This is a genomic window from Peribacillus sp. SRI_006, from assembly GCF_057586375.1.
In genome coordinates this window covers 306,397-320,505 of record NZ_JBYCZT010000006.1, presented here as the reverse complement: position 1 = coordinate 320,505, position 14,109 = coordinate 306,397, and the positions used below count along the sequence as shown (strand labels likewise).

The following is a 14,109-nucleotide window of genomic DNA, read 5'->3' as shown; positions in this document are numbered from 1 at the left end:
TCCTCCTTCCATTATAATCCCAAATGTGTTTTAACACGATTTTGGGCCTCAAGCTTTGTAGCTTCTGGAACGATGTTGTACCAAATGCCATCTACCCGTTGATTGTCACCTTCAAGTGTATATTGTTCAATATTTTTGAGGGATGATTTGTAGTTATTTTGAATGCTCAACATTTCATTGAAACTTAAATTGGTTTCCACGTTTTTACCTAAAGCTTCGAATATATCGTCATAATTGGTAAGTGTTGATAGGCTTGCCCCTTTTTTCATGACAGCTTGGATAACTTGGCGTTGCCTCATTTGCCGTCCATAATCCCCGCGGGGATCTTCTTTACGGATTCGAGAATAAATCAAGGCCTCTTTACCATTTAAGTCGATTGTGCCCTTGTTGAAGTTATATCCTTTATAGGCAAGGTCCATATCATTATCGACCGTGACACCGCCAACGGCATTCACAATATCCTGAAAGCCTTCCATATTCATTTTGACGTAATAGTCAATCGGAATATCCAAATAGGATTCCACTGTATTTATCGACATGGCGACTCCGCCATATGCATAGGCATGGTTCATTTTATCAGTTATACCTTTACCGACGATCTCTGTACGCGTATCTCTCGGTAAACTCAATAACTCAATCGATTCTTTTTTAGGATTAACGGTCATGACAATCATCGTATCTGATCGACCTGAGTCATTTTTTCTTTCATCCACACCAAGAATTAGTAATGAAAATGGATCTTGGTTTTTGAACTTGATGTCCTCTACACGTTTATCCGTTTTATGGGCTGTGCCCTGCATAGTGCTGATCGCACCGGCTAATGATTGATATACTGAAGCGCCATAAACACCTGCGCCAATGATAAGGATAAGAAGGGTGAAGCCGATTATTTTAAACGTTTTACGTTTCTTTTTCTTTTTTTTATGTTCGGATCTCATTTAATATTCCTCCCTTTACCATCCCACAAAATGGAAGGTGTGAAAAAGTACCTAGTCGGTATTTTTAACTATACCTTTTTTTTGTCAAAAATAGAATAGTTTCTTTTTGTAGTTAGAGTGCATATTTACCTTTTTTCATTCAAAAAAACGAAGGATTCTGAATTCCTTCGTTTACACAGCGTTCATTTTTTCCAAAAGTTATAGAAGTTATGAATCTTTTCATAAATTTGCCAGACTTTAAGAGAAAGTCTGGCAAGTAAATCTTATAAACTTCTATAACCGATGATTTTACTTTTGAAATAAGAGTTTGAAGTAGTACTGATCGTTACTCCCTTACTTGATGAGGCATGAATGAATTCCCCGCCGCCCAAGTAAATTCCCATATGGCTTATGACTGATTTATTGGAACCCGTTGCAAAGAAGATAAGATCGCCGCTTTTCGGTGAAGTAACTTTTTTGCCCATATCATAATAGGTGGATGATGAAAGCCTTGGAACATCATACCCAGCCTTCTTGAACGTATAGTAGATGAATCCGCTGCAATCGAATCCTGATGGGGAGGAACCCGCCCACGAATAAGGTGTGCCAATCAATTTCTTTGCTTCGGAAACGAGCTTGGCCACTTTGTTTCCTGAACTTGGGGCTTCCACTTTTCCACCATCGTTTTTATCTGCAGGGGCAGTGCTTGCCGAGGTACTTAATTTCAGTTTTTGCCCCACTCTGATTAAATCGGACTTTAACGAGTTGATTGATTTAAGCTGGGCTACAGTCAAGTTTGTTTTTCTGGAAATCTTGGAAAGAGTATCACCTTTTACCACAATGTATGTAGACGAATTGGCTGGGGTCTGTGTGCCACTGGATGGTTTGGAGCTGCCGGGTAAATCAATGGTAGTGGTGGTGGTTGATTTGGATACGATAAGATTGGCGCCTGCATAAATTCTGTCGGATTTTAAGTTATTCAGTTTCATCAATTCAGCAAGTGTAAGGTTATGCTTGTTTGCTATCCTGGTTAAGGTATCACCTGAAACAATGGTATATGTGGTTTTCTTTGTTGTTTTCACGGAAACTGAAGGAGCATTTGATGTTGTTTTGGAGTTGGGTGTAATTAATTTTTGATTGATTCTCAAAAAGTCTGATTTTAAGTTATTAAGCTGTTTTAAGTCTTTTACCGTCGTATTATGATTTTGGGCGATTTTACTTAGGTTATCACCGCTTTTGACTGTATATGTACCGGCAAGGGCAGGAGAAACAAAAGTCGAAGATAAAATGGCTAATGTCGAAAATGCGACAACACTTTTTTTCACGGTTTTCCACCTCGAATATGTCTTTTTCCCTATTCTAACAAAATAAATAGGTTTAAACATATTACATTTTTGTTACAAGGGGAAAATAGTAGTATTTTACTGGTTTATATTGGTGGCGTTTGAGTATTGTAATCTACAATATTTTCTATATTGTGAGTCTTTTTTCATATTTCGGAGCGTGGTGTTTCCCTTTGTCACTTTATGAAAAAAATGTACCTTTTTGTAGGGCGTGCATTCCGCTCAGTGGTTATGGAAAAATAGAAAACCCACTTCGTTTTACGAAGTGGGTGGTTTTATTTATAAAGGAAATCAACTAAGTTCCTGCTTGAATTTCCCGTGGAGTATTCATTCCATTTTTGGTTAAAGGAAGCGATCTTCATTGATGAATGATCGGCGGTACGGATTTTCCTCAAGAGCTCTTCCGTGGTGGATACCACGGGTCCGGGCATGGAAGAAGAGTAATCCTCCCAGAATCCCCGTTCCTGCACATACTTTTCTAAGTCATATGCAAAGAATATCATGGGTCTTCCCAAAAAAGAGAATTCAAATGGAATCGATGAGTAATCGGTTATTAAAAGATCCGTACTGATCAGCAGTTGATTAACGTGAAAGTCACTATTGACAGGGTAAATGAATCCCGGGAATTTATCTTGTAAATCATGCTCTGCTTTTACAGCTGGATGCAGCTTTAGTAATAACGCATAATTTTCGCCCTTAAGTTCCTTGTAGAGCAATTCCAAATCAAGAGCAATCTCTCCGTTGTTCAAGCCGTCATTACGAAATGTTGGGGCATATAACATGATTTTCTTATGCTCAAGTTCCGGATACTTGGCCAGCAAAGCATTACGGGCAGTCCTTTTTGATTCATCATTAAAAAAGAAATCGGTCCGAGGGATCCCGGTCCTTAGGATATGGGATGCCGGCAGTTGGAAACTTTCTTGATAAATCTCGGCCATTCTCTCTGAACCTGCCGTAACATAATCGAATTTACCATATACCTCAAAAAATCTTTTCCTTGCACCGGCTGAACGGTTTTTAATGGAAGGATCTTTTGCTCCGAATTGCTTTACGGCACCAGCCGCATGCCACACTTGCACGCATGTCACTTGCTTTTTGAATGAAATGGCTGAAAGAAAGCCAAAATAATTATCGATGATAATCCATTTTGATGTAGCCAGATGATAAATCGATCGGATCATGGCACTGATATTTTTTGATTCAAACGGAAGGACGATGGTTTCCCCATCGTCCTTAACTTGTATAGAACTGCTTGATTTCATTAAAAATACCTTTTGAACGGAAATGTCCTGCTTGTCCATTTCATCTGCGATATATTGGCAATTGTCCCCGAATGATGTGACAAAGGTCGTTTTGTCATATAAAGGGAAAAGTTTAAAGATAGAGAATAAAACTTTGAAACAAAAAAGATAAATCCCTATCGCGAATTCTTTAGCCATTAGTAACTTGTAGAAGGTCATCTTTAATTTGGGAAGTCGAAATGCCGATTGTCCTTGGAAGGTAGACCACTTCACAAACTTCGGATAATTCATCGAATTGGCCTTTCCAGTCATCACCCATTACAAAGATATCCACACCTTCGCGAACGATGTCTTCCCTCTTTTGTTCCCAATTGTCTTCAGGTATGACTTCATCCACATAACGAATTGATTCTAGGATCATTTTTCTGTTTTCAAAGCTGTGATAAGCTTTTTTATCTTTTAAAGCATTGAATTCATCCGTAGAAATGGCAACGATCAGATAATCCCCTAAATCTTTAGCACGTTTTAATAGATTGATATGACCCCAATGAAGCAAATCAAAGGTTCCGTAAGTGATTACTTTTTTCATTTTTATTCCTCCTTTAAGACTCTTGAACTGTTATTCAATCAAATTAATATATATTTGGTCTATTAGAATATGAAATGGAACAATAAAACAGGCAACCAGCTCTTTAATTCTGCTTGTTGTTTTCCTATATTTTTTAGGCAATGACATTCTCTAACTAATTATAACTTAATAGCTTTACAAATAAACCACAATTTTTTTACAAATAAACCACATTTTTTTACATTGATGATTCTTGTAAATATTATTTTTTAAGTTAAAATTAAATGTTGACTAATTTGTATGACTCTGAAGGGCATAATAAAGTGTCCATAATTAATGTAAGGATTTATACTTAATGGTATTTAAAAATAATTCCCCTCACATTAATGAATGAAAAAAGATTTCATCATTCTTGCTGCAATCAGAAAAGCCACTCACAATTTTACCACGTTTAGGAGAGAACAACTAGAGGAGCTTCATAAATCCTGTTTTCTAAAAGTGGAAGGTGAAAGACAGAGGATGGGTATCTATCGGCCATAAATCTATCGCTTAACTTTTATGGAACCATTTAATGAGGGGAAAATATAAACGGTTGACCTGTTTTGAAAGCGTTCACTTTGATAGTAAGAAGACTTCTTTGTAATTGAAAGACATGTTTTTGCTATTCCCTTTCCATTCTGGCAACATGGAAGGACATGCATTTGATTTTTGCGGTTTTTTGTTTTGGTACGACAATGAATCACCTGGATATTTTCTTTTTTGTTCATAGATGGAATTGAAGGGGAATTAAGGGAAAATCACCTGTCTGTTTAATGATATTGAGGAAAAACCAAAAAAAGTTTATGATTTTAAAGTACAATGAATGATTCATTTTTATTTAAATAAATAATTTGTTATAGGTGGTCTAAAATGATTAAAAAGCTTCTTGGAAAAGGGAAAGCAAAAAAAGCGCCTAAAATTAAGCTAAAACAAGTTCTGACCATTGCGCAAGAGGAAAATATGCTATTGATTAAAGGAGAATTTTCAATAGAACATTATTGCGCAAAAGAACTATGGCTATATTCTAGGGAAAACGAAGATCAGAAAATAAAAATAGCTGAATCGGTGAGCTCGTCTAAATTTGATTTTAAAGTAGATATGAAAGATTTAATGCGGAAATTAGCAGATGATGAACCGACTGTTTATGACTGTTATATAAAGGTAGCCGTTCCGATTGAAAAGCTGAGCAAGAAAACAATACTTAATATCGAACATAAAGCTGAATATGTAGAAGAGAACGAACAGGTTCATATTGAATTTCCAATTCGTCTAGGGCGTTTTCAGGAGACGTACACGAACAATTTAAGTATTTACACCTATGAAGATAAGCAAAGTATATTCTCGATAACGAATAAAGGAAATATATCTCTTTACATCAATAAAACCCCTAAAATTCAGATTAAGTCTCAAATTGAAAAAATGAAAAACAATTCGAAGACCATGCATGTTAATGGTCAAATCTTCACCAAGCATTCCGCGATCATAAAAGGTGAGGGCCTAGTTAGAGGAAGACAAAGTGGCAAAGAATATCAGGCCAATCTATCTTTTATTCATAATAAGGAAATGAATATTAAGAAATTTGGACTGAATCGTTATATATATGATTTGAAATTGGATTTAGAACAATTAGTCAGTGTGGATTTGGAAGATGATGTCTATGATATTTACATGAAATTACATTTACATGATCAGGAAGAGCCGAAAATGGTACGCGTTGGAAGACCGACCACGAGAACTAAATTATTTACAAAAAAGACCGATGTGAGCTCGAATAATGGGGTGGCCATCATCAATCCATATTATACCTTTAAAGCATCCAATTTATCTTTGGAAGTGTTTAACTTCTCTACGGAAAGTTATCGATATTTAAAAAAGATGATGGGATGGAGGCGTTTTTTGGCCCTATTTAAAAAGAAAAAGGATGTTTGGCTAATTGGCGAAAGAACTTATAAAGCCCAAGATACCGGATATCACTTTTTTAAATATATGAGGGAAAACCACCCTGAAAAAGAAGTCTATTATGTAATAGAAGAAAATTCCGTGGAAGCCAAGAACGTCGAGCCCTTTGGGAATATCCTTTATTTCAAGTCAAAGGATCATATTAAAAAGACAATGGAATCGACACGTATCATTTCATCACATCATCCGGATTATTTATATCCCTTAAGAACATCTGAATTTAAAAATCGTGTTAAGGGAGTTAAGGTATTTCTTCAACATGGTGTTATGGGCACAAAGAACATGGTTGCAAACTACGGGAAAAATGCATCCTCCGGTTTTAGTACGGATGTTTTTCTAGTTAGTTCAGACTTCGAAAAGGATATGATCGTAACGGATTTTGGGTACAACGAAAAGGAAGTATTCACGACCGGACTTTCTAGGTTCGACTCACTGTTTAAGGATGATGTTTTAACAAAGCGGCAATTACTCATCATTCCGACATGGCGAGATTGGATTACATCCGATGAAATATTTTTGGAAAGTGAGTATTTCGAAAGGTATCAGAACTTGGTGAATCACCCGGTTTTACATGAGTTATCTAAAAATAATGGGTTTGAAATCATATTTTGCCTTCACCCTAATATGCAGAAATTCACGTCTTATTTTAAAGATGCCCCTGTTCGGGTGATTAGTCAGGGTGAAGTGGATGTCCAAAGGTTAATTAAGGAAAGCGCGATAATGATCACGGACTATTCAAGTGTTGCTTTCGACTTTAGTTTCCTGCATAAACCGGTTATTTACTATCAATTTGATAGAGATCGTTTCATAGGGAAAAGACCGTCACATTTGGATTTGGATAACGATCTTCCGGGTGAAATCGTTGATGAATTGGATGGATTGTTGGGTGTATTAACCGAATACGCCAATACTGATTTTGTCATGAAGAAAAAGTATATCGATAAGGCCAACCGTTTTATTAAATATCGCGATGTCCATTCTAATTCAAGGATATTCGAAGTGATTAAACATGCAGAAAAAGATCAGAATTCACTTATTAAATTATATAACCACCCGATATCAAAACTCATTATGAATCGATTTAGGAAAAGTGAACAGTATTTCCCTGTCATGAAAAAAGTTTATAAAATCATGTCCAGGATCATACCGGTTGACCGGAACCTTATTCTTTTTGAAAGTGGGATAGGGAAGCAATTCTCCGATAGCCCCAAATATATTTATGAAGAACTGGTCAAAAGGGATAATAAATATAAAAAAGTTTGGGTGTATAATGGTAATTTACCGATAAAAGGAAAGAACACGAAGCTGATCAAACGCCTAAGCCCGGAATATTATTATTATTTGGCTAAAGCAGGTTATTGGATAAATAATCAAAACTTCCCTACTTATTTAAGCAAAAGGAAGGAAACGACATATATTCAGACTTGGCATGGAACCCCTTTGAAAAAAATGCTGTTTGATATCGATAATATTCAAGGAAGAGACGAGGGGTACTTGAATCGGGTGCATGGTGCAACGAGGACGTGGGATTATTTAATATCACCAAGTCCATACGCATCCAAAGCCTTCAGAAGTGCTTTTAAATATGAGGGGGGAATATTGGAAACGGGATATCCGAGAAATGATTTGTTTTACAAGGAAGATGCTTCAATGGTTGCCGACTCAGTGATGGAAAAACTGAAGATACCAAAAGGAAAAAAAGTCGTCTTATATGCTCCTACATTCCGGGATAATCAAACTTCGAAAAACAATAAATTCATTTTCGAGCTGAAATTTGATTTGGAAAGAATGAAGGAAGAACTAGGGGATGAATATATCCTGTTGTTAAGGATGCATGTTGTTATAAGTAATAATCTCAGCATTCCGAGCGAATTCGAGGATTTCGTGATAAATGTATCCAATTATTCAGATATCCAGGAACTTTACCTGATTTCTGATATATTGATTACGGATTATTCTTCCGTAATGTTCGATTTTGCTAATACTGCCCGGCCGATTTTGTACTACACGTATGACTTGGAAGATTACAGAGATAACATCCGCGGATTCTATATGGACTTTGAAAAGGAAGCACCAGGTCCATTTTTAAAAACGACTGAGGAGATTATCGATACTATTACCAATATTGATGAAATAAACATGCAATACAAAGAGAGATATGGTTTATTTAGAGAGAAGTATTGTGGAATAGAGGATGGTAAAGCTACACAAAGAATCGTGGATAAATTTTTTAATGATTGATTCCTGAAATAAAGGGTATTGTTGCTTTTAAGTAACTGGTAACTGGCTGCCTGATAGAAACATCTATGTTACCTCTACATAAAAGGAGGGAATCGTATGAATTTCTTGGTACGTCAAAAGGCGAGGGAACTTTTAAAGAGCGGTAAAATTTCAATAAAAAATAACCCTGTAGGCTTAAGGAATAAATTTTTAGGAAAAGAAAAAAAGGTCACTGTAGTCACGGCTGCTTATAATGCTGAAAAATTCATCAGAAAAACGATTGAATCGGTAATAAATCAGACAATGGGTATAGATCAGATAGAATATATCATTATTGATGATTGTTCGACTGATGCTACCAATAAAATCATTCAGGAGTATACAGCTAAATATAAAAATATCTGTTCAGTTACTCTTCAAGAAAATAATGGGTCACCTGGGACCCCTAGAAACATTGGAATTGAATTGGGAACATCCAAATATATAACTTTTTTAGACGCGGATGACTGGCTTGCCCATGATGGACTGGAAAGCCTCTATAATATCCTGGAGGAAACCGGTGATGATTATGTAGTGGGCAAAACGGTAAAAGTCGAATCTGAGGCAGAGAGTGTCATCGGTGAGTTTGCTTCCATTAAAGAAAGAAGAAGCATCACCCCAATGGATGTTCCGCACTTTTTTTATCATATGGGTCCAACGGCCAGGATGATGGATCTGCCTATGGTTAAAGAACATGAAATTGGTTTTCCGAATATGAAATTCGGTGAAGATAAATGGTTTTTTAATGATGTTTTCTTTAAAGTCAGAGCAGTATCAACTACTAAAAAACCTATTTATTATGTCAATAGGACTTCAGAAAATCCCTCTTCTTTAACACGTGTTACGAATGTGCTGGAAAAAAGAAAAGCGGATATCGACATAATAAAGTATATTCAATCCAAAGACATTGCCATTGAATTGAAAAAGGTGGCCCTTAACCGGATTTATGAGTACGATATTGTAAAAACGTTCGACAGCCAAACTTTTGTAAAATCCAAGAATAAAGAAGATTTTATAGAAATATTAAGGGAAGCTGTCGAAACTGCGAAAAACTTGTCATATGATTTTAAGAATGAATTTAAGGTGCCTATTTATAAATTGGCTCTTGAATTATTCATGGGGGATCGCATTGAGGATTTCGTAAAGTTATTTGAATGGTTAAAGCGAGATTCTAATAAAAAGTATCACATTAAAGACGGTTTACCATATTATGAACTGCCATTTCTGGAGGACGAATATCGCTTTGTCAGGATACCGATGCTTGCCCGTGCAATGGATTCCTTTATCATGGATAATGTCTACCACCAAAGTTTTGAGATTTATGGTGATGATATAGACAACATAGATTCAGTATTGATACGTGATCGAAAAAGAATGGACAATGAAATCAATTGCGGAGTTCAAATAGAAGGTAATAGAGGTCAGTTTACTGTTTCTTTAGAAGAAATTGATAAAATGGAAATGTCATTATTTACAGTGTTCATTCGCTACAATGATTATCAATTGGTGAATATTAAAAGGATCTTGAAAAATAAGATGACGTATAATAAGAAAAATGTGGAGTTTTATACAACAGTGGCAAATAATTTGGGACTGGCAATTAAGTCTTTGGAGTAGCTGTTAGAAGTACGCCAAAAATAAGCTCTCCCTTTTATTGGGTGAGCTTATTTTTAGTTTGAAATGATCATTAATCAATAAAAAGGGAGATCGGATATGTCAAATGAAAATGTACAAACCTCTAAGAGACCTTCCTTTCTATCGCTAGTTAAAAATAAGGCTAAAGCAATTATTTTAAGAGGATATAAAATGGCTTTTGCATTGGCGGGCACAGTGTTGCCAGTGGACCAGAAGCTTGTCATTTTTGAGAGCTTTTTGGGCAAGCAGTATAGCTGTAATCCCCGGGCGATTTATGAATACTTGCAGAGTAACCATCCTGAATATAAAATGTATTGGAGCGTGGATAAAAGATATGCAGCTCTTTTCGAAGAGGCAGGCATTCCATATCTCGATCGTTTTTCATTCAGTTGGCTGCTCAAAATGACAAGGGCCCGTTATTGGGTGACGAACAGCAGGCTTCCGCTTTGGATTCCGAAGCCGAAGCACACGATCTATTTGCAAACGTGGCATGGTACTCCACTAAAGAAGCTTGCGGCGGATATGAATGAAGTTCATATGCCTGGAACGACGACGGATAAATATAAAGAAAATTTCCATGCCGAATCAAGTAAATGGGATTATTTAATCTCACCGAATGCTTATTCAAGTGAAATCTTTGCCCGGGCCTTCAATGTCGATGCCTCTAAAATTCTGGAAACCGGTTATCCACGTAATGATATCCTTTACAACGGGAATAATCGTGATACAATCGACTCATTGAAACAGAAGTTGGGTATACCAATAGAGAAAAAGATCGTTTTATATGCCCCGACTTGGAGGGATGATGAGTTTTATAGCAAGGGAAAATATAAGTTCGAAATAAAACTGGATCTGGATCGAATGAAACGGGAATTGGGGGAGGAGTATGTCATTTTGCTCCGACTTCATTATTTGGTTTCTGAGAACTTGGATTTATCGGCGTATGAAGGATTCGCCTATGATTTATCCAGTTACGAAGATATTAGTCATTTGTATCTTATTTCGGATTTATTAATAACCGATTATTCATCCGTATTCTTTGATTACGCAAATTTACAGCGTCCGATGCTTTTCTATGTATATGATATTGAAAATTACAGGGATAAGCTTCGCGGATTTTACTTTGATTTCGAAAAGAATGCACCAGGTTTGTTAGTCAAAACATCTGATGCGGTCATTGATAGTATCAAGACTATGAAATATGAAAATACCAATGATATCAATCATTTTCACGAGCGGTTTTGTGCACTCGAGGATGGCCAGGCTTCACGCCGTGTCGTAGAAAAAGTGTTTTTAGGAAGGTCTGTGTAATTTATGAGTTCAGCTTTGACCGTTTTAAAAGAACAAATCAAACATTTTTATTTGGTAAGGCGTTTATCTGTTTATGAGGTGAAAAGTGCCAACAGCAGTAACTACCTGGGAGTCCTATGGGAAATCATCAATCCGATGATACAGATTGCGATTTATTGGTTTGTATTTGGATTTATCATCTTGAATCGCGGGGATGATTTCCTTCCATGGCTGATGGCAGGGATCGTTGTCTGGTTCTTTGTGAACCCGGCCATAACCCAAACGTCCAAATCCGTCTATTCCCGAATGAATATGGTATCCAAGATGAGCTTTCCGATGAGTGTAATTCCATCGTATGTCATCTTTGCTAAGTTGTATCAGCATCTCATGCTGCTGGGAGTCATCATCATCCTATTAGGGTTTACAGGTTACCTCCCTACACTCTACATCTTGCAACTGCCGTATTATGTTGCAGCGACGGTCTTGCTGTTATTTTCATTGGGTTTAATCACTTCAACATTATCAACCATCATTCGTGACGTTCATAATATCATCGTGTCCTTAATGAAAGTCATGTTTTATTTAACACCAATCCTTTGGGTAATGGATGCTAAGGAACATCCTACCATAGTCAACATCATGAAGCTGAATCCACTATATTATATTGTGGAAGGGTATCGAGCTTCGTTGTTGGGGGAATCATGGTATCTGATAGCGCATTGGGAGTATACGCTTTATTTCTGGGCAGTCGTTATCATCTTGTTTATGATAGGTTCCTCGCTGCATGTCAGGTTCAGAGATCGCTTTGTTGACTTTAAGTAAACTGGAAGTGAGAAAATTTGGAAAAATCGGTGGTAGTCAAAGATATAACGAAAAAGTATAAATTATATAATAAAAACTCGGAAAAATTATTGGATCTCCTTTTGCCTAAAAGCTATGGGGAAGAGTACTTCGCTCTGAGGAATGTTAGTTTTGAAGCAGAAAAGGGCGATGTAATAGGATTTGTCGGGGTCAACGGATCAGGTAAATCCACATTGTCCAATATTATTGCAGGCATTGTCCCGCCTACGGACGGAAATGTCCAAACTAATGGGAAAACGGCCTTGATTGCCGTTTCATCGGGCCTGAATAATCAGTTGACGGGCAGGGAAAACATCGAACTGAAAATGCTGATGCTCGGATTCGATAAAAATCGCATCAAAGAACTTGAGCCTGAGATCATTGAGTTTTCGGAGCTTGGTAAGTTCATTGACCAACCGGTGAAATCCTACTCAAGCGGCATGAAGTCCAGGCTTGGTTTTTCCATTTCCGTGCATATCGATCCAGATATCCTGATTATTGATGAGGCCTTATCTGTCGGGGATAAAAACTTTGCTGAGAAGTGTTTAGAAAAAATGAACGAATTTAAGGCAAAGGGCAAAACGATGTTCTTTGTCAGCCATTCAATCGGTCAGATGAAGAAATTTTGCCAAAAGGCATTATGGCTTGAATATGGAGAGTTAAAGGCATACGGTGCCATGAAGGAAGTAATGCCGCAATATGAGGCATTCTTAAAAGAATATAACGCCATGTCTAAACAAGAACAGAAAAAATACCGTGAAGAGCAAATGAAAAGGCGTAGTTCAACACTGGTATGAACGTGAAAAGCAGACCCGGGCTTCGGGTCTGCTTTTTTTAGTTAAGCACTTTAACATAAGCTTTCTCAAACCGCTCAGCTGCTGAAAGGTGGGAGTATTCGCTTTCCATTTTAAACCTTGCTTTGGAAGCTAACTTTGCTGCATATTCAGGGTCTTTAAGCAGAAGGGAGATGGCTTGTGCAAGTTCTTCTTTATTTTTTTCCTCTACTAAAAGGCCATCTTCGCCATCAATGAGAATCTCTTTTAAACCTCCGATTGCGCTTGCAATGACGGGTGAGCGGCAACTCATCGCTTCTAAAGCGGAAATGGAAGTCGCTTCTTCCACCCCATGGGAATGAACGCTAGGGATGAGTACGATGTCCGATGCTTCATAGAGGTTATGCATTTTCTCGAACGGCACAGAACCCAGGAAAAGTACGGAAGCGGATATATTGAGACTGGCTGCGGTTTCCTCTAGCCGGCTCCGCTGTTCCCCTGTACCTGCATAGACCAAAACCGTTTCAGGATGGTTTTCCAGCACCTCCGGCAGAGCAAGGAGCGGGTAGATGACACCGTTCTTTTCCGTCATTCTTCTCGGAACGAAAAGCATCTTTTTATGTAGCGGTATTTGAAAGTCCCGGCGAGTTTGCTCCCGCTTTGCCATCTCCGGTTTAAAAGCAGTCACGTCAATGAAGTTCTTGATCGTATCCGCCTCTATATGTGCCAAATGATTTATATAGTCTTTGATCCTTTGATCGACCGTCACAACTTTTGCAGCGGACTGATAAGCTTTTCTTTCTAGCTCGCGAATGATCAAATCTTCTTCACTGTCCGGAAGAAGGGCGCCCCTGCTGACGGCCTCGAATGAATAATACCCATGCACGGTTTGCACCGTTGGTATCCCGGATTCGATGGAGGCAAGCGTGGCGAAAATGTCTTGGGCATTAATGACATCATAGTCCTTTTTCAAGGCGTTAATAGATGAAGCCAATAATTTTTGGCGTTGCCGATCATTGAAAAGCTGGCCGCTCCCCTGTTTTACTTTATTTAATAAAAATCCTGGAGCCTGGGCGAGCATCTTCCTCTTGAAAGCTGGTAATTGAGAGAAAGATAATATGTCCACATTATGGCCCCGTGACATTAACCCCTTTTTTAACGTAGTGATATGGCTCGATAGCCCCCCTTCATGAGGGTAGTTAAAAATCGTTGTGATTAAAATGTTCATATTGGCACTCCTTCTTC

The 14,109-nt window shown here is 37.6% G+C and carries 9 protein-coding genes and 1 pseudogene; 5 read left to right on the top strand and 5 right to left on the bottom strand.

Annotation, left to right across the window (positions count from 1 at the left end; translation table 11 throughout):
* Window positions 1–11 precede the first annotated feature (11 nt).
* The 4 genes from AC2YHV_RS11205 to tagD all read right to left on the bottom strand — a co-directional run bounded on the left by AC2YHV_RS11205 (window position 12) and on the right by tagD (window position 4,090).
* Window positions 12–938, bottom strand: a complete 927-nt coding sequence (locus AC2YHV_RS11205; RefSeq protein WP_487373205.1) for an LCP family glycopolymer transferase — start codon at window positions 936–938, stop codon at window positions 12–14.
* Between the two features lie 263 nt (window positions 939–1,201).
* Window positions 1,202–2,242, bottom strand: coding sequence for a C40 family peptidase (locus tag AC2YHV_RS11200; protein WP_454861953.1), 1,041 nt, complete (start codon window positions 2,240–2,242; stop codon window positions 1,202–1,204).
* 293 nt (window positions 2,243–2,535) lie between these two features.
* Entirely contained in the window at window positions 2,536–3,699 is a 1,164-nt protein-coding gene (locus tag AC2YHV_RS11195) for a CDP-glycerol glycerophosphotransferase family protein (protein ID WP_063574677.1), read from the bottom strand.
* Entirely contained in the window at window positions 3,692–4,090 is a 399-nt protein-coding gene (tagD, locus tag AC2YHV_RS11190; RefSeq protein WP_057278149.1) for a glycerol-3-phosphate cytidylyltransferase, read from the bottom strand. The genes AC2YHV_RS11195 and tagD overlap by 8 nt, the downstream gene beginning before the upstream one ends.
* An 888-nt stretch (window positions 4,091–4,978) precedes the next feature.
* Here tagD and AC2YHV_RS11185 point away from each other — a divergent pair.
* From AC2YHV_RS11185 to tagH, 5 genes and pseudogenes are all read left to right on the top strand, one after another.
* On the top strand, window positions 4,979–8,308 hold the full coding sequence (locus tag AC2YHV_RS11185; RefSeq protein WP_487373204.1) for a CDP-glycerol glycerophosphotransferase family protein: 3,330 nt from the start codon (window positions 4,979–4,981) through the stop codon (window positions 8,306–8,308).
* Between the two features lie 96 nt (window positions 8,309–8,404).
* Window positions 8,405–9,943 carry a glycosyltransferase family 2 protein gene (locus AC2YHV_RS11180; protein ID WP_400450035.1) on the top strand — a complete coding sequence of 513 codons (1,539 nt, stop codon included), beginning with the start codon at window positions 8,405–8,407 and terminating at the stop codon, window positions 9,941–9,943.
* Window positions 9,944–10,066: 123 nt separating this feature from the next.
* Window positions 10,067–11,272: pseudogene (locus AC2YHV_RS11175) on the top strand (CDP-glycerol glycerophosphotransferase family protein); the annotation flags it as partial.
* Window positions 11,273–11,275: 3 nt separating this feature from the next.
* On the top strand, window positions 11,276–12,073 hold the full coding sequence (locus AC2YHV_RS11170) for an ABC transporter permease (protein WP_034315708.1): 798 nt from the start codon (window positions 11,276–11,278) through the stop codon (window positions 12,071–12,073).
* A gap of 17 nt (window positions 12,074–12,090) precedes the next feature.
* Window positions 12,091–12,888 carry a teichoic acids export ABC transporter ATP-binding subunit TagH gene (tagH, locus tag AC2YHV_RS11165; protein ID WP_106026989.1) on the top strand — a complete coding sequence of 266 codons (798 nt, stop codon included), beginning with the start codon at window positions 12,091–12,093 and terminating at the stop codon, window positions 12,886–12,888.
* A 37-nt stretch (window positions 12,889–12,925) separates the two neighbouring features.
* On the opposite strand, the gene AC2YHV_RS11160 is transcribed toward tagH, so the two are convergent.
* Window positions 12,926–14,092, bottom strand: a complete 1,167-nt coding sequence (locus AC2YHV_RS11160) for a glycosyltransferase family 4 protein (protein WP_400450037.1) — start codon at window positions 14,090–14,092, stop codon at window positions 12,926–12,928.
* Window positions 14,093–14,109 lie beyond the last annotated feature (17 nt).

Excerpts from the sequence above, each read along its gene's own strand:
- AC2YHV_RS11205 (WP_487373205.1), bottom strand. The coding sequence starts at position 938 with ATGAGATCCGAACATAAAAAAAAGAAAAAGAAACGTAAAACGTTTAAA.
- AC2YHV_RS11195 (WP_063574677.1), bottom strand. The coding sequence starts at position 3,699 with ATGGCTAAAGAATTCGCGATAGGGATTTATCTTTTTTGTTTCAAAGTT.
- tagD (WP_057278149.1), bottom strand. The coding sequence starts at position 4,090 with ATGAAAAAAGTAATCACTTACGGAACCTTTGATTTGCTTCATTGGGGT.
- AC2YHV_RS11185 (WP_487373204.1), top strand. The coding sequence starts at position 4,979 with ATGATTAAAAAGCTTCTTGGAAAAGGGAAAGCAAAAAAAGCGCCTAAA.
- AC2YHV_RS11180 (WP_400450035.1), top strand. The coding sequence starts at position 8,405 with ATGAATTTCTTGGTACGTCAAAAGGCGAGGGAACTTTTAAAGAGCGGT.
- AC2YHV_RS11170 (WP_034315708.1), top strand. The coding sequence starts at position 11,276 with ATGAGTTCAGCTTTGACCGTTTTAAAAGAACAAATCAAACATTTTTAT.
- AC2YHV_RS11160 (WP_400450037.1), bottom strand. The coding sequence starts at position 14,092 with ATGAACATTTTAATCACAACGATTTTTAACTACCCTCATGAAGGGGGG.